Below are 16,940 nucleotides of genomic sequence, written 5' to 3'. Positions count from 1 at the left end.
GAAGGATAGCTTCCCAAAAGCCCATGACTTCAGTCGTGGTGCACGGTATTTTGCTCCATTTCTTTTGTCCCAGTATTCCACAAAAAAATAAGATAGTATGAAATTAATGAAAACACTTTCGCTGTCTGTCATGTGTGCATTGGGTGCTTGCCAAATGCAACCAAAACAGCAAGAACTAAAATCAACAGAAAAATATACTGAAGATTGGGAATCATTATCGAAAGTAAATAAATCACCAGATTGGTTTAGAGATGCCAAGTTTGGTATTTATACACACTGGGGCCCCATCTCTGGCGCCTTTGTAAATATGAAGCCAAAACAGAAAATGGCAGGGTGGCATGGTATGATGATGTATGGTAAAAACGGGATTCCAAACTGGAGAACGGGTAAACTACCAAAAAATAAAGATGGATCAGTAAATAATAACCCAACGACTAACTATTTGCATCATGTAGAGCAATTTGGTGATCCTGCAGAGTTTGGTTATAAATATTTGATCGAAAATTTCAAGCCTACAGGTTTTGATCCTCAAAAATGGGCTGATCTTTTTGAAAAATCAGGGGCTAAATATGCAGGTCCAGTGGCTATGCACCATGATAACTTTGCAATGTGGGACAGTGAGGCTACACGCTGGAACTCTATGAACTATGGCGGAGTAGATGTTTCTAAAGAATTAAAATCTGAGGTAGAGAAAAGAGGAATGAAGTTTATCGCTTCTTTCCACCATGCTTTCACATGGAAATATTTCGCTCCAGCACATGAGTACGGAGGAGTTGATCCTGAAGATTATGATTTGTATACTGATCCACACGATTATTATAACAATGAGCCAACGGAAAGATTCTACAAAGAATGGTGGGCGAAGTTGAAAGAATATATTGATAACTACCAACCGGATATCATTTGGTTTGACTGGTGGTTGGAAAATATGAATGAGGAAAGCAGAAAGAAATTCTTGGCTTACTATTATAATAAAGGTGAGGAGTGGAACAAGGAAGTAGCTGTTCTTTTCAAAGAAGAGACATTCCCAGAAATCACTGCGGTTCGTGACTACGAAAGAGGTAGACCTAATCAACCTAAAAAAGATGTTTGGATTACTGATACTTCTCCAGGAACATGGTTCTACAGATCAAATGCAAAATTTGTTTCTTCTGATGAGTTGGTCGATATCTTAATTGATATTGTGGCTAAAAACGGTAACATGCTTTTAAATGTACCTCCAAACCCTGACGGAACAATTCCTCAAGAAATGGAAGACCTATTATTAGATATGGGTAACTGGTTAGCGGTTAACGGTGATGCAATTTATGGTACAAGACCATGGACAATTTTCGGTGAAGGCCCAACAAGAATTCCAGCAGGAGGTCATAAAGTGGAAAGAAAGAAAATCAGATACAAAGAGAATGATATCCGTTTCACGAAAAAGAGCAACAGTGAATTCTACGCTTTAGTAATGGATACACCAAAAGGTGACATCAAGATTAAATCATTGAGTACGGCCATTGGTCTATTGAATAACAAGATCGAAAAAGTAACACTTTTAGGTAGTAATGAAGAATTGAAGTGGGAAAGAACAGACGAAGGGCTAGTGATCAAAAGGCCAAAGTCATTCCCAACAGAATTCGCTCATGCATTTAGAATCTTATGCGAAGGCTACAAAGAAACTGAATTGGGAGGAGAATTCGAGCAAACGTTGTAATTGTCCGTACGGCTCGTAGGGGTAGACCTATGTGTCTACCCACCAAATCAAATGTAGGTTAGATACATGTTTCTACCCCTCACGTACCACCACCAAATCAAATATGGGTAGACATATAGGTCTACCCCTACGTCATTAAATATGCTATGAAATGAAAATAAAAATGATCAAGGCTCTAGCAGTTTGCTTAACATTTTTCGCCATTTATAGTTTTTCGATGATTACAACCCATTCCGAAAAACCACAGTATTTTGCTTACGATACGAATTGGGAATCTGTACAGAGTTATAAAGTACCTCAATGGTTTAAAGATGCCAAATTGGGTATTTTTGTCGATTGGGGAATATATAATGTGCCAAAAATCAAAACGCCTTATTATGCTAGATTGATGGATTTTGATAGTGTGCAGTACAATGCCAATGGTAAAGTCATCAATAATGCTCCACATCCTTTACATAATTTTCATGTACAAACGTATGGTCCCACTGCAAAGTACGAGGATTTTATTCCATTATATACTGCACAGTATTTTAATGCAGACGATTGGGCTAGAGCATTCAAAGCATCAGGTGCGAAGTATGTGATCTCAGTGGCTGAACATCACGATGGTTTTGCCATGTACAATTCTCAACATACGGATTTCAATAGCCTTAATATGGGGCCCAAAAGGGATTTGACCCAAGAGCTCATCCAGGCGACAAAAAAGCAAAATCTAAAAGTAGGTTTATCCTCTCATTTTGCTTTCAATTGGAATTTCCATACCTCTAATTCTGACCAACAAAAAGCAAATCAAAAACTAGATTTAGCATCACAATATCCTTCTCAGGCAGTGAGCCAAACTTTTATTGATCATTGGTGGGGTAGAACCAAGGATATTATCGATCAATATGAACCTGATGTGATGTGGTTTGATTTTTATATGAATAAAAATGAGTTCAAACCCTATCATGAAAAATTAGCCCTTTACTATTACAACAAAGGGATTGATTGGAATAGAGAAGTGGTTTTACAGTCCCAAGATAAATACAGCAATGCCCTTCCTAAAGGCACAAATGTGATGAATTTCAATTACTCAAAAGTGAAAGAAATCAAGGAAGAAAAGTGGCAGGCCAATATTCCATTGGTCAAATACATGGATTATGAAACGGGTGAAGGAAAACACAAAAAGACCCGAAGAGTGATTGAAGATTTTGTAGATATTATCAGCAAAAACGGTAATGCACTTTTACATATTTTCCCCAATGCAGACGGAACTATTCCAGACCAACAAATTCAAGTATTAGAGGAAGTTGGAGTATGGATGAATATCAATCAGAAGGCAATTTATGGAGCAACTACTTGGGTAACCTACGGTAAAGGAACGATGACCACCTACAAAGGTGCTTTTTCGAAACAATTTAACCTTAATTATTCTACTCAGGATAGTTACCGTTTCACGAAAAACAATAATAAACTTTATGTCTTTTTGATGAATAATTCTGAAGATGGAGTACTGGAAGTGACTGACCTAGGAAATGAAGACAATGAACTAAATATCAGACATATCAACTTGTTAGGTACTGAAGAGGAAGTGGAATGGAAGCAAACAGAAAAAGGTCTTTCCATTTTTATCTCGAAAAACCGACCAAGTAAATATGCAAGAGTTTATGAAATCGAGTTTGAAAATCAAATTGTATTGAAATGAAAGTGAATTTAATAGCATTACTTTTTCTGGCAGTAACACAATTGGGGTTCTCTCAGAAAAAACAATTTACGCTTACACAAAAAGAATGGGGTAAGGAAGGAAATGAAAAAATCTATTTAGTGGATTTGAAAAGCCCTAATGGAATGCACATTCAATTGACCAACTACGGGGCCGTTTTAGTGAAAGCTGAAGTGGCAGATCGTAATCAAAAATATGATGATGTAGTTTTAGGTTTTGATAATTTGGCTCAATACCAAAAGCCAAATCCCTTATTTGGTGCTACTGTCGGACGTTTTGCCAATAGAATTAGAAATGGTGAATTTGAAATAGATGGCGTAAAATATCAATTAAATACCAAAGGTGAAAAACACTGTATTCATGGTGGTGGAGAGTTTAGCAGTGCAGTGTGGACAATAGAAAAAACATTTAAGGGCAAGCATAAAGCAGGAGTTGTTTTTTCTTATTTTTCGAAAGATGGTTCAAATGGTTTTCCAGGAAATGTACAATCAAAAGTAACCTATACTCTTACAAAAAATAACGAAATCAAAATCGATTTTGAAGCCACCACCGACAAGGATACACATATCAGTATGACCAATCATTCTTATTTTAATTTAAATGGAATGAAGAACAACATTCTTGATCAACAAATCAAAATTGACGCAGATAATATTACCGCAATTGATAAAGATGTGGTCCCTACAGGTCAATTAGAGAATATTAGAAATACAGAAAAAGATTTGACGATACAAAAACCTATTGGTGATAATATCTTCAAACTAGCCAATAATGGTTATCATTTTTGTTATGTTTTCAATAAAGAAAATGGAAAAGCCAAAAAGGTAATTGAAGTCTTAGATCCTGCATCAGGAAGAACATTGACAGTGGTAACAACTCAACCTTCTGTACAATTTTATACCGGCAATTCTTTGGATGGAAAATTCGTAGGTAAAGATGGAATCGCCTATGGAAAACATATTGCTTTCTGCCTAGAAACACAACATTTACCTGACACCCCAAACCATCCTAATTTCCCTTCCTCTTTGGTAAAAGCAGGAGAGAAATACAAGGAAACAGTCATTTATAAGTTCGGTGTAGAGAAGCAATTGAATAATTAATGGGTGATGAAAAAGGAGATTCACTTTTGATTGTGTAAATTAGTATTTCTATCAGACAGGCTGACAGTGTAATTTTACTTAACATTAGGGGAATACCGAAAACTAGCGCAAGTGTTAAGCGAAGCGTCACTTGTGCTTTTTATCCTTAATAAGTCTGTTGACTTATAGAAACACACAAAGCTAAAAGTCTACAGACTTTTTACAGTAATAGGTCCAAGTCACGCTTTCAGCTTAAGACTTGAACCAGTTGAGGTAGCTTTTTTACAAGAGTACTCATAAGTTTCTATCAAACAGACACACAGGGTATTTTTACTATTCATTAGGGGTAAATAACAATTATTGGTCGTTTATAGGTATATACTAATTACGTGATAAAGAAGTGAATAGATAATTTTGATCATTCTCAATTAAATGAAATGAATACTTATTAAGCATGAAATTAAAAACTACTTTATTATTAGCAAGCACACTATTGATTTGCATTTCATCAGTATTTGCAGGTAGCAATGCACCACTTTTTTCGCTTTCTTCTTCAAACAACTTGGTTCCAAATTATCAGTTTAAAGATAGTGACGGAAACCCATCGTTAGAAGAGTGGACTAACACAGTGGCAACGGCCCCTAACACTATAACAGCAGTGGCAGGAACGGGAGAAAATCATCAAGTGCTCATTTCCAAGACTGATGTCTCTGGAAGTTGGAGTGATGTGAAAATGGGAATTACATGGCAAGACATTGCCTTGAGCACTCAAGAAGGTGATGTTCAACTTAACCTTTCAGCAAAAGTAAAAGCCTCCAATGATGATGATGTAAAATTCAGATTCTACTTCCGTTATAGAACGAAAGAGGAAGATGGTTCAATCAAGAACAACAACGTCTATTCAGATATTTTTGACCTTACAAGTACTGAACAAGATTTTGTTGTGCCTATTGAAGTACCTAAAAATGCAGTGCAATGGAACCTTGACGTTCAGTTTGGTGGTAGCAAAAGTGGAGCAGTAGGTGATATTTACTTCTCAGTTCCATCATTGACTTTAGAGACAGGTGGAAGTGATAAGCCAGAAGAGCCAAGCGATCCTGATAACTTGATCCCAGATGATAAATTTGCAGACGCTTTAGGAAATCCTACATTGGCAGTTTGGTCAAACACAGTAGCTACGGCCCCTAACACAATTCAAGCTGTAGAAGGTACCACCAACTACAATAAAGTACAGATCAATAAAGTGGATGCTATAACAGGAAACTGGAGTACTTTAGTAATGGCATTACCTTGGCAAAACATAGATTTACCACAAGAAACGGAGAACGTAAGTTTTGAACTATCCGCAAAAGCACTCGCATCAAATGACGATGGTGCTAAGTTTAGGTTCAACTTCAGATATAGAACTCCTGATGGAGATGGCGGTTTTACAAACCATGATGTCAATTCAAACCAATTTGTATTAACGTCAACAGAAAAAACATTCTTGACTAATTTTGAAATTCCAAAGAACGCTTACCAATGGAATATTGGTGTCCAATTTGGAGGATCAGACAGTGGTGTTCCAGCGGTAATTACTTTCTCTCATCCATTATTAAAAATTGTACAAGCAAGCGGACCAACGGATGATGAATTAGTGGCTGAGGCAAAAGAAAATTTAGAAATCACTTATGCCTCAGGTGAGGATGCTACAAATGTAACACATGATGTGACACTGCCATCAGTGGGTCAGAATGATGTTACTGTAAGCTGGTCCTCTTCAGATGCTACAGCAATTACAGATGCAGGTGTAGTCACACGTCAGGATGAAGATACGGAGGTTACTTTAACGGCAACTTTGACAAAAAATGAAGCAACTGCAACCAAAGAATTCACACTAAAAGTAATTGCAAGAGAACCTACAGATGAAGAACTAGTAGCTTCAGCAAAAGAAAACCTTGCGATCATTTATGCCGATGACGAAGGTGCAAATAGTGTAACGCAAGATGTAACTTTAACTACGACAGGAGAGAATGATGTAACCGTAAGTTGGTCTTCTTCAAATGCAACAGTAGTCACAGATGCTGGAGTTGTCACCCGTCAGGATGAAGACACAGATGTTACCTTAACAGCGACATTGACAAAAAATGAAGCAACCGCAACAAAAGAGTTTACAATTACAGTTTTAGGTGAAGGTACTCCACCACCAACAGATGAAGAATTGGTTGCTTTGGCAAAAGAAAACTTAGAGATCACATTTGCTGAAGGGGAAGATGCAATGACAGTTACACAAGACGTAACATTACCAACATCAGGAGAAAACGCAGTAACAATTGCATGGGCTTCTTCTAATACTTCAGTGGTTTCAGAAACAGGTGTAGTTACTCGTGATGAAGTAGACACTGACGTTGTACTGACAGCGACATTGACAAAAAATGAAGCAACAGCCACGAAAGAGTTCACCATCAAAGTACTGTTAGAAGAAAGAGAACCAACAGAGGAAGAATTAGTTGAAGAAGCTAAAAATGCCTTAGAAATTGTATTTGAAGAAGGTGATGATGCAGATAATGTTTCTCGAAATATTACGCTTACCACTAACGGAATAAACAATACATCAATCACATGGGATGCAAGTGCCCACAGCAATATCACAAATGCAGGTGTGGTAACGATCACAGATAATGCAGTAACGGCATCAATCGTAGCAACAATTTCATTAGGTAATTTTTCAGACCAAAAATCATTTACATTGACTACCGTTCCTACATCAGACGATGTGATTGTAGATAAAGTAGTGGACCGTTTAGCAATTGAATATGCTGAGGGCGATGATCAAAACTCCGTAACACAATCAGTAACTTTACCAACTTCTGATGATGAGTATGAAAACGTACAAATTTCATGGGCTTCCAACAATGAAGCAGTCATCTCTAATTCAGGTGTATTGACAGTTCCAGTTGAAGTAACTGAAGTGACACTGACAGCAACAGTTACACTGAATACATCGACTTCAACAAAAACATTTATCTTGACAGTTCCAAATGATGAAGACGAATTAATTCAAGAAGTATATGATGATTTAGAAATTGTATTTGCAGAAGGTGAAGATGCAGAAGGCATTACAAAAGACATCACATTAGCCACTGAGGGAATGTACAACTCATCAATTACATGGGTCACAGACCGTACAACAATTACAAGTGAAGGTGTAGTAACAAGATCATTCAGAGATGTTACAACAAACCTTACGGCCACTATCCAATTAGGATCTACTACATTGATCAAAGAATTTGAGGTAGTAGTACTAGCAGAAGAGCAAGTAACATCAGTAGATAGAAATAAAGTAGAATTGAAACTTTATCCCAATCCAACATTCGCTGATATTACCGTTGAATCTTCTCAACCCATCCAAGTAATTGAAATCTACAACCTTATTGGTGTAAGCATAAAAGTCATTGAATTTGATCAATATATTCAAAAAACAACTCTAAGTCTGGATGACCTTCCAAGAGGACAGTACATCCTAAGAGTAAACAATCAGCCTATTAAATTTATCAAAAAATAGGCAATCAATGCTAGAGCATAAATAAGAGAGACTTTTAACAGCCTGAGTGATTCATTTCATTCAGGCTGTTTTATTTGCCAGTAGGGGCAGACCTATGTGTCTGCCCGCCGAACCACCACAAGAAACATATTAATTATAACCCTGTGTAAATTCATCAACCCACAATAAGAACTATGATAAATTTAATATGCATTCCCATAAAACGGTTTTGATTGAAATGCCGAATCGATTCCCTTTTTAAAGGAAGAGATATGGGTTTTCAAATGGATATTGTGTGGTGCGTGTTGTGGTACAGCGGGCAGACACATAGGTCTGCCCCTACGGGATTACATCCCGCTAATAAATGTCTCCACAAAACCCACCATTTTATCCGTCACTCTCTGTGCAAGCTTCTTCCGTTGCAACAGTTTTGGTTTGGTCTCAAAAGTTTCAATCACTTCATTTTGCAAGGGTTTTCTATTCGTGAATAAATAGTTGCCGATTACTTTTTCTGCGATTTCTGCTTTGAGTTGTTCGTCCGCTACAAGTTTATTGAAGGCAACTTGCTTTTCTGTTTGCCAGAACTTTTCAAATTCTTCGGGGATATCTTCTTCGTTTTCGATTTGAGGAAGGTTTTCAGCGATAAAGCGTTCTATCAATTCCTTTTTTACTTCGGAGTTGTGCTTCACCGGCCATCATGTCCACAATGGCTTTTCTTTGTTTGGCTTTTTGCTCTTCCGTTAAGGCGTGGAGTTTTCCTAAGAGTCTAAGGATATAGCTGACGTTGATTTCGTCTCTATGGATCAATTCCAATTCAAAGTCCACATCATCCAAGATGGAAACCTTTTCTTTGCCTTGTCCTTTGGTACTGTCATGAATATCCAAGTACTTGCTTTTGTAGTCTTCAAACTCTTGTTCGGACATCTGCAAGTCATCAAAATCAAAGTCTGCGAAACCACCTAATACGTTTTTGAGACGCATCAATTCTCTAAAGGCTTTTACAAATTCAAGCTGATCTTCTTCGCCTAACAGTTCATCTACGCTTTCTACGGTAGGGGCAATGCCTTGAAGTTCTTTTAGAGCCTCATCGAAATACTTAATGTAGTTTTCGTAGGGTTCTAATAAAATGATTTCGTTGGCGTCTTTGTTGGAGAAAAGGGAAATGGCATCGTCTGTGTTTTTCTTCAAGTTGCGGAAGCAGACAATATTGCCTTGTGATTTTTTCTCATCCAAGATGCGGTTGGTACGGGAGAAGGCTTGAATCAAACCATGATATTTCAGGTTCTTGTCTAAATACAGTGTGTTGAGGGTTTTACTGTCAAAACCCGTCAGGAACATATTGACCACTAATAGAAGATCAATGTCTTTGCTTTTGACTTTCTTAGCGATGTCATTGTAGTAGTTGTAGAACGATTTGGAGTCTTTGGTCGAATAGCTTGTGCCAAACATTTTGTTATAGTCATCGATATATTGATCCAAAATCTCACGGGTATGGAGGTTGCCATAAGTTGATTTTTCCTCTGCTACCATTGCCCCTTCAAACTCTCCAAAATAGCCGTTGGCATCTTTATCGTCTTCATTGGCGGAGTAACTAAAGATGGTGGCTACTTTAAGATTGTGTTCTCCCGCTTCTTTTTTCTTTTGAAGAAGATCATAATACTTCATCAATACGGGAACACTACTCACACACATCATCCCCGTAAAGGCCTTATTGTGTGTTTTACGATCATGATTGTGAAGGATATAATCCACTACTTTGGTCAGTCGCTTTTCCGACTCCATCAATTCTTTCGTATCAATATCTTCCACCTGTACATCGGTGTCAATATCAATCTCATTCATAGAGTCCTTCTGACGGTAACGCCCCACGTATTCTATCGGAAATTTTAAAACGTTTTGGTCTTTGATGGCATCCGTAATCACATATTTGTGGAGGCAGTCATCAAAAAGGTCTTTGGTGGTACGTTTGCCTAATTCGTTTTTAGTAGAATTCTCCGCAAAAATAGGGGTACCCGTAAAGCCAAATAGCTGTTTGTTTTGAAAGAAATTAGTGATAGCAAGGTGGGTATCTCCAAACTGTGAACGGTGGCACTCATCAAAAATAAAGATCAGACGTTTGTCTTGTAAGTCTTTCATCTTGGAAGTGTAGCGTTCCTTGCTGATGGCTGTATTCAGTTTCTGAATGGTGGTCACGATCAGTTTGGTATCATCCGTAAACTGTTTTACCAACTTATTGGTATTGTCTGTTCCGTCTATACTTCCTGCAGAGAAGTAATTAAACTCCTTTGTAGTTTGGTAATCAAGGTCTTTACGGTCTACCACAAAAATGACTTTATGTACTTCCGGTAGTTCCATCATAATCTACGATGCCTTAAAAGAAGTCAGCGTCTTTCCCGAACCTGTCGTATGCCATATATAACCGTTCTTGACGCCCTTTTTTACTCTATCCGCAATCGCTTCCGTAGCGTAATACTGATAGGGGCGAAGCACCATTAATATCTTGTCCGACTCATGCAAGACAATGTATTTGGTGATCATCTTGGAGAGGTGACAAGGTTCTAAGAACGCATCAGCAAACTCGGTAAGGTCTGTGATATTTCTATTTTCTTTGTCCGCCCAGAAGAACGTCTGCTTAAAAGACTGCTTACGGTTATTGGCGTAATACTTTGTATTGACACCGTTGGAAATCACAAACAGTTGGATATAATTGAACAGTGCTTGACCTGCACCATAAGAATGACGTTGATAGCGGTTGGTTTGGTTAAAGGCTTCTTTCAGTTCCAAACCTCTACGCTTCAATTCCACTTGCACCAATGGTAAGCCATTGATCAGCAAAGTGACATCATATCGGTTTTTATATTCTCCTTCCATAGTGATCTGCTGTGCCACTTGGAATTCATTTTTACACCACTGCTTCTGATTGATAAAGGCTATATACTCACTACTTCCATCGTCTTTATTGATCTGCATTTTATCACGTAAGATCTTCGCCTTATCGAATACAGAACCTTTGTTTAAGTGGTTCAAAACTTGTTTAAACTCAGCATCAGAGAAGGATGTATTGTTATGCTTTTCTAATTGTGCTTTAAGATTAGACACTAAGGCATCTTCATCAGGTAATTGCACCTGATCATAGCCTAATGATTGAAGTTGTTTGACTAAGTTGTCTTCTAGGATTTGTTCTGGTTGGGTGGTCATTGGTTAGTTGTCATTTTTTTCATAAGTCGTAAAGGTAATGTCATGACCTTCTTTTCTTGCTGCTATAACTTGTTGTTGTAATTCTTCTGGAAGACCTTTAAAATTATAATGTTGTCCATCTATTTGAACAGGTGCATATAATGTATAAAGTTCTTCCATTTTACGGAAGGGGTTATTATCGGCGAGTCTTTGTGTACAAAACTCATCATCATAATAATTCAATTTTAATAACTTACGTATTGTGCCTGCTTTATTCCCTACCGTGGCCGACTTTACACCCATTATATCACATATACTATTTAACGTCATATACGGTTCAAAGGAAGAGTCTGAAAGGAAGTTGATGGAACCAATGGCATGAATAATAGAGGCCGCCCAAATGTCTAATTTTCCTCTAGCAAAAGGGACATCTCGTTTTCTCCCTAGCTTTTGAAGCAATTTTACACATAGCGTTTTATACTCTTCATTAAGATGTTCAGTACAAAAGGCTGAAATCATACTTTCTAATTCAGCTTGTTTTTGTTTGATTTTTACTTTATCCATTGGTTTGAGTTATTAAGTACAAATTCAAAATTATCTTATACTAACTCTATTTATTTTTTTGCGATTACTTCCTTCAAAAAACTTTTAATAGAACCACTATTAATACGTTTTTTAGCGTTCTACTCACAAAAAATAAATTAGAATTAACTATGATTTACTTTTGTCCTGGTACTTAAGCAGTTGCACATTTAAAATGGGGAGAAGTTGGATAATTATTTTTTAATCTAATCAAGGCAAAATAGAAGAGCATAGCCAAAGCTATGTGATGATATTCTAACGCAGAGTAGACTAAAAAAGAAAAACCAAAACTTCCGATTTTAATTGTGCAACTGCTTAGTACTTAGAGTATACTATTTAGTAATTGTATTTCATCCTCACTTGTGGCATCTCTATCAGGGTAACCAATCATATCCAAAATATATTCTTTCCCTGAAGGTTTCTTTTCCGCAATATAAGCGACAACATTTTCAAAGGAATGGATAGATTTCAACACCTTTAAGAAATTTCTTTCTTTTACCGCATACAGTTTCTCTTCACCAATTGTCATTTCCAAAGCGACTTTCTTAGAGCCTTTGATCTTTTTGGTGGTATAGTGTTTTAAAATACCTTTTCCTGGTCTGATTAATACTTCGTCTTCCATTTTTTTAAATTTATATTTCACTCACTCATCATAAGCCCACGATTTAAATCGTGGGTTAATGATGACAGTTATTCGTTTAATTTTACACAAACATCCCCTGCAACAACCCCTTCTTCCATTCCTTAACGCCTTCCAATTCTTTACCAACTACTTCAATCTTCCTATCTAAAGAAGTTAAGAAATTGGCGATTTTTTGTTGTTCGGGAAGAGAAGGTAAATCTAATAATAATCTGTAAAAGTCACCATGATTGAGATCTGGAATAGTCGAAGCTCCTGCATAACTTAAAATCTTATTTTGAGTTGAAGGCAGTCTTAGATAAAATACAAAGAAATCCTTATTCAAGATACTTCTATCAAACTTTATCTTAAAAAAGTTATTATGGAAAGCTCCTTTTACTCCAGTTACAACTTGCCCTGTATTACCAGTTCTTGTCATCAAAACATCTGATTCATCACATATAACATTTTTAGGAGGATTCTGTATATAATAAACTTTATCACTACTAACCTTTAGAAACTCATTTGTTATATAAAAGAAGCTATTTTCTACTTTAGAAGTAAACCTTTTATCAATAGGTATTTGAAGCCCTTGATTAATTTTTGTTAACTCCCCCAACTTCTTCTCTTCCCACTCCTCAAACTCACTACCATCATCCGCTTTAAACCTAATCTCCCTAGATAATAGCTGCTGCATCACTCCTTTCTTGTACTCCTCTAATAGCAATTTTTTCTCCGATAATTGTCCGATTTTTTTATCTACTGAGGATAAGAAGTCGGCGATTTTTTGTTGTTCGGGGAGGGTGGGTGTTTTGATTGAAACGTCTGTCAAAATATCTTGACCAACATTGTATCTTGTACTACCTCCACTTTTAGTTGTAATTTCTTTTCTTGCTGTTTTACCTTTTAAGAGATAATTCATGAACATCGGTTCATAATCAGAAATCTTCTGACCTCTAATTACAAAACCACCAAATGTTGCAGACTTTTCTTTATCTAGATAGACATTTGCTTGACCAACTTCTTCTCTAGTCTCAGAACTTCTTTGAAATAAAACATCACCATATTTCACTTCGTTTTTTAAGAATTCTTTTTCTTCAATATCGACAAGTCCTTTTATATTATCATGAGTAATGAAATTGTTCTCAATAATATCAAGAACATTGATAAACTTCACCCCTCTACCGTACTGCTCTTTCGTCGCATTTACTCCATTTTTGAATGTAAGTAATTGTCCAAGTTTCTTTTTCTCCCACTTCCCACTAAACTCAGGAAACCTCAATACAGGGATATTATTTTTTATTGCTGTCATTTTATTAATTGAAATTGGAAAATTGAAAGTGGAAAATTAATTTTCAATTCTCCATTTTCAACTTTCAATTAGAAAAACTTAAAAAGGTGCTTTTATACCTAATTGGTCACAAAAACCTGATAATGTATCATCGGTGGATTTCATATTTACTTGTAACTTTTTAAGTTTTTCTGAAACAGCCTCTAAGTCTACTGCCTCTTCCTCCTCAAAAGTATCTACATAACGAGGAATATTCAGGTTGTAATCATTTTCTTTTACTTCCTCCAAAGTAGCCACATGAGCATATTTCTCTTCCTCTTTTCTTTCTGCATACGTAGAGATGATTTTGGCCACATCTTCCTGACGTAAGTAGTTTTGATTTTTTGCTTTCTCGAAGTGTTGTGAAGCATCTACAAAAAGAATAGCATCGTCTTTTTGACGGCATTTTTTGAAGACCAAAATACACGTTGGAATACTTGTACCGTAGAAAATATTTGCAGGAAGACCGATCACCGCATCTAAGTAATTGTTCTCTTCAATAAGGTGCTACGGATATGACCTTCAGCCGCACCTCTAAACAATACACCATGAGGAAGTACCACCGCCATTGTTCCATTTTCACCTAAATGATGAATCATGTGTTGTACAAAAGCAAAATCAGCCTTAGAACTAGGCGCTAACTTTCCATACTCACTAAAACGATCATCCGATAAATGTATTTGATTTGCCGACCATTTTGCCGAGAAAGGAGGATTGGCTACGATGGCTTCAAACTGCTTTTCTTTATGCTGTGGATTCTCTAATGTATCTTCTTGCTGTATATCGAATTCATTGTAACGTACACCATGAAGGATCATGTTCATACGTGCCAAGTTATAGGTGGTTCTGTTCAGCTCCTGACCATAGAAATGGGCCACCTCATTGACTTGCTTTGCTACTCGCAATAGCAATGATCCTGAGCCACAAGTAGGGTCATATACGGATTGGAGTTTATCTTTACCCACCGTTACCAATTGTGCCAAGATTTGAGAAACAGATTGAGGGGTATAAAACTCACCCGCTTTTTTACCTGCTCCAGAAGCAAACTGACCGATCAGGTATTCATAAGCATCACCCAATACATCTATTTCCGTATTGCCCAATTGGAAGTCGATTTGGTTTAAGTGGAAAAGCACCTTAGAGATTAACTCATTTTTTGCCTTCTCCGTTTTTCCCAACTTAGAAGAAGTAAGGTCCAGCTCTTCAAATAAACCGCTAAACTCTTCTTCACTATCCGTACCCATTGTACTTTGCTCGATGTGGTTTAATACATTGCGAAGCTTTTCCAAAATAAAAGAGTCCTGTTCTTGACCATCTTTTGCCAACACCCTAAACAGTTCGCTTGGCAACAGAAAATACCCCAAAGACTCTAATGCTTCCTCTCTAATCGCTTCTAAATATGCTGCACCTTCCTCAGAATTTTCCTTAATGTCTGAGAACTTCATTTCATCTTCTGCCAATAACTCATCCCCGAAAAGCTCCATGCGTTCCGAAAGGTATTTGTAGAAGATAAAACCCAATATATAATCACGGAACTCATCGGCTCCCATATTTCCTCTTAACTCATTGGCGATGTTCCATAACTGTCGCTCTAATTGACCTTTATGGTCTAGGTTGTTAGCTATTTCTGACATGATAAAGAATAGAATTCATTTTAAGATTCCCAAGATAATAAAATAATGTTGGTAATACAGAATTGTATTTTACACAATGTTCTAAATAAAATCAAATATTTGTCTCCCCACTCAAAAAATGAATTCGTGAGCAAATGCGAAAATAAATTAGAAGAGGCTGGAAAATAAAAAAGTGCTTCAAGTTTTGACAACCTGAAGCACTTTGTTTCGATAATGAATGACGTTTTGTCTATAATTTTAGGTTTTGGAAATGTGTTTTTAATGGGTGAAGTAGAAAAAGACAATAGGGGTCAAGCCACTTTACGTTTAGGATATTGATGTAAAGTAGAATTAGAAGAATAATGAAGTTGTTTAAAAGAAGCAGTTGTATGGGTTGGAGCAGATAACAAATGATTGTTCTTTAAGTGAGCCATCAACAACTCAAATAATGGAATGTCATTGAGATAATGATGTATCTTTTCCCATCCCAGTCGAATTTTATAGCGTTTGGTTTTCCATGACCACTTTTCCTTTAAAAAGAAATAGCACCTTCTAACACGGGCAGTATCTGACCTCCAATAAATAAAACGTCGATCATCAAACAGCTCATATTTATTTTTTCTTCGGGTCATTGTTTTTCTTTTGATTTTCGACATGCCACCAGCCACTTTCTTTCTCGCTTTCGCAAGTTGATCCGCTTTTATAGCGTTGTATTTCCCATTAAAACTGTTGCGTTTTAACTCTCTGTAAATACTTGACAGATGAACGCCTAAGGCCACTGCAATTTTTGTTTTCTTTACTTTGGCTTCTAATAACGACTGTAATTCAATTCTTTGTGCTTTGGAAAGATTCATGTATTTAGAGGTAAGAAGGAAGAGGGATGAGGTAAGAGGGATATGGTTCGGGAAGTTGTTTTTAGATAGGAGTTTGGGCCAAACTACGAACCACTTTCCTTATCCCTCATCCCTCTTACCTCTTCCCTTTTTTCTCTTTTCACAAAAATAAGGTCGATGGCTGACTCACCGACCTTTTATAAGATTTAAACTACTGCTTCTAAATCCTTGATTGCATAGTCATTCAACGTCCAGCTACTTGTAGTAGCATGATCTTTGATGTGATGCAAAAGTTCAAGTAGAACATAAGTTTCAGCTTCTTGCATTATGTTGTCCAATTGGTTGAAGTATACTTCCAATCCATCATTCTGCTCTAGCTTCAGTTCCAAATCACTGATATCTGCAACAAGTTTGTTTTTCTCCACAATCTTAGCTTTATACTTAGAGTGCGTAGGTTGCATATTCGTGATTTCAGTTTCAACATAATCAAGTTGATTCTTTTTTTCATTGAGTTCCGTTGTTCTGCTTTCAAAACGGTCCTTTTTTCTTTCCGTAGAAATGTCTTTCAGTACGTTAGAAGAATTTTGATACTTGTATTCCTGATGAATAGCATCATAAGTTGTTTGTGTTTCTTCTTGTGAAGTGCATGATAAAGAAACTACACGAGCAAATAGCTCATTTTTGTCTTGCGTATTTAACATGATTTTTAAGTCTTTTATTTAATAAATCGTTCTCAGTGCATGGCATAAATCGTCAGCTTGCTTTTATGTTTGCCTTAATGAG

The 16,940-nt window shown here is 36.7% G+C and carries 11 protein-coding genes and 2 pseudogenes; 4 read left to right on the top strand and 9 right to left on the bottom strand.

The window, feature by feature from the left end:
* Nucleotides 1-97 precede the first annotated feature (97 nt).
* The 4 genes from HHU12_RS17985 (at nucleotide 98) to HHU12_RS17970 (ending at nucleotide 8,024) form a co-directional block, all read left to right on the top strand.
* Entirely contained in the window at nucleotides 98-1,699 is a 1,602-nt protein-coding gene (locus HHU12_RS17985; RefSeq protein WP_169658123.1) for an alpha-L-fucosidase, read from the top strand.
* 163 nt (nucleotides 1,700-1,862) lie between these two features.
* Nucleotides 1,863-3,383, top strand: coding sequence for an alpha-L-fucosidase (locus tag HHU12_RS17980; RefSeq protein WP_169658122.1), 1,521 nt, complete (start codon nucleotides 1,863-1,865; stop codon nucleotides 3,381-3,383).
* Nucleotides 3,380-4,501, top strand: a complete 1,122-nt coding sequence (locus HHU12_RS17975; protein WP_169658121.1) for an aldose epimerase family protein — start codon at nucleotides 3,380-3,382, stop codon at nucleotides 4,499-4,501. Before HHU12_RS17980 ends, HHU12_RS17975 begins: the two co-directional genes overlap by 4 nt.
* Before the next feature lie 433 nt (nucleotides 4,502-4,934).
* Nucleotides 4,935-8,024 (top strand): immunoglobulin-like domain-containing protein, encoded by a 3,090-nt coding sequence (locus tag HHU12_RS17970; RefSeq protein ID WP_169658120.1) that lies wholly within the window; start codon nucleotides 4,935-4,937, stop codon nucleotides 8,022-8,024.
* A gap of 326 nt (nucleotides 8,025-8,350) precedes the next feature.
* Here the strand turns inward: HHU12_RS17970 and HHU12_RS35835 are convergent, their stop codons facing one another.
* The 9 genes and pseudogenes from HHU12_RS35835 to HHU12_RS17935 all read right to left on the bottom strand — a co-directional run bounded on the left by HHU12_RS35835 (nucleotide 8,351) and on the right by HHU12_RS17935 (nucleotide 16,858).
* Complete coding sequence (locus HHU12_RS35835) at nucleotides 8,351-8,662, bottom strand: type I restriction endonuclease subunit R, EcoR124 family (RefSeq protein WP_317170496.1); 312 nt, start codon at nucleotides 8,660-8,662, stop codon at nucleotides 8,351-8,353.
* Nucleotides 8,640-9,191 carry a type I restriction endonuclease subunit R, EcoR124 family gene (locus HHU12_RS35830; protein WP_317170497.1) on the bottom strand — a complete coding sequence of 184 codons (552 nt, stop codon included), beginning with the start codon at nucleotides 9,189-9,191 and terminating at the stop codon, nucleotides 8,640-8,642. Before HHU12_RS35830 ends, HHU12_RS35835 begins: the two co-directional genes overlap by 23 nt.
* 9 nt (nucleotides 9,192-9,200) lie before the next feature.
* Nucleotides 9,201-11,201, bottom strand: a pseudogene (locus HHU12_RS17965) (type I restriction endonuclease subunit R); the annotation flags it as partial.
* 3 nt (nucleotides 11,202-11,204) lie between these two features.
* Nucleotides 11,205-11,744: a DUF6398 domain-containing protein gene (locus HHU12_RS17960; RefSeq protein WP_169658119.1), complete on the bottom strand. Its 540-nt coding sequence runs from the start codon at nucleotides 11,742-11,744 to the stop codon at nucleotides 11,205-11,207.
* A gap of 340 nt (nucleotides 11,745-12,084) precedes the next feature.
* Nucleotides 12,085-12,384 carry a hypothetical protein gene (locus HHU12_RS17955; protein WP_169658118.1) on the bottom strand — a complete coding sequence of 100 codons (300 nt, stop codon included), beginning with the start codon at nucleotides 12,382-12,384 and terminating at the stop codon, nucleotides 12,085-12,087.
* A gap of 82 nt (nucleotides 12,385-12,466) precedes the next feature.
* Nucleotides 12,467-13,693, bottom strand: a complete 1,227-nt coding sequence (locus tag HHU12_RS17950; RefSeq protein WP_169658117.1) for a restriction endonuclease subunit S — start codon at nucleotides 13,691-13,693, stop codon at nucleotides 12,467-12,469.
* A 78-nt stretch (nucleotides 13,694-13,771) separates the two neighbouring features.
* Nucleotides 13,772-15,345: pseudogene (locus HHU12_RS17945) on the bottom strand (type I restriction-modification system subunit M).
* A 290-nt stretch (nucleotides 15,346-15,635) separates the two neighbouring features.
* Entirely contained in the window at nucleotides 15,636-16,178 is a 543-nt protein-coding gene (locus HHU12_RS17940) for a helix-turn-helix domain-containing protein (protein WP_169658116.1), read from the bottom strand.
* A 185-nt stretch (nucleotides 16,179-16,363) separates the two neighbouring features.
* Nucleotides 16,364-16,858 carry a hypothetical protein gene (locus tag HHU12_RS17935; RefSeq protein WP_169658115.1) on the bottom strand — a complete coding sequence of 165 codons (495 nt, stop codon included), beginning with the start codon at nucleotides 16,856-16,858 and terminating at the stop codon, nucleotides 16,364-16,366.
* Nucleotides 16,859-16,940: the final 82 nt, after the last annotated feature.

Source organism: Flammeovirga aprica JL-4, assembly GCF_012844305.1.
Classification (GTDB): Bacteria; Bacteroidota; Bacteroidia; order Cytophagales; family Flammeovirgaceae; genus Flammeovirga; species Flammeovirga aprica.
The sequence above is the reverse complement of the archived record's forward strand: the minus strand, read 5'-3'. Positions and strand labels throughout refer to the sequence as shown.

Coding starts and splice junctions, on each gene's coding strand:
- HHU12_RS17950 (WP_169658117.1), bottom strand. CDS start 13,693: ATGACAGCAATAAAAAATAATATCCCTGTATTGAGGTTTCCTGAGTTT.
- HHU12_RS17980 (WP_169658122.1), top strand. CDS start 1,863: ATGATCAAGGCTCTAGCAGTTTGCTTAACATTTTTCGCCATTTATAGT.
- HHU12_RS17955 (WP_169658118.1), bottom strand. CDS start 12,384: ATGGAAGACGAAGTATTAATCAGACCAGGAAAAGGTATTTTAAAACAC.
- HHU12_RS17960 (WP_169658119.1), bottom strand. CDS start 11,744: ATGGATAAAGTAAAAATCAAACAAAAACAAGCTGAATTAGAAAGTATG.
- HHU12_RS17985 (WP_169658123.1), top strand. CDS start 98: ATGAAATTAATGAAAACACTTTCGCTGTCTGTCATGTGTGCATTGGGT.
- HHU12_RS17975 (WP_169658121.1), top strand. CDS start 3,380: ATGAAAGTGAATTTAATAGCATTACTTTTTCTGGCAGTAACACAATTG.
- HHU12_RS17935 (WP_169658115.1), bottom strand. CDS start 16,858: ATGTTAAATACGCAAGACAAAAATGAGCTATTTGCTCGTGTAGTTTCT.
- HHU12_RS17940 (WP_169658116.1), bottom strand. CDS start 16,178: ATGAATCTTTCCAAAGCACAAAGAATTGAATTACAGTCGTTATTAGAA.
- HHU12_RS17970 (WP_169658120.1), top strand. CDS start 4,935: ATGAAATTAAAAACTACTTTATTATTAGCAAGCACACTATTGATTTGC.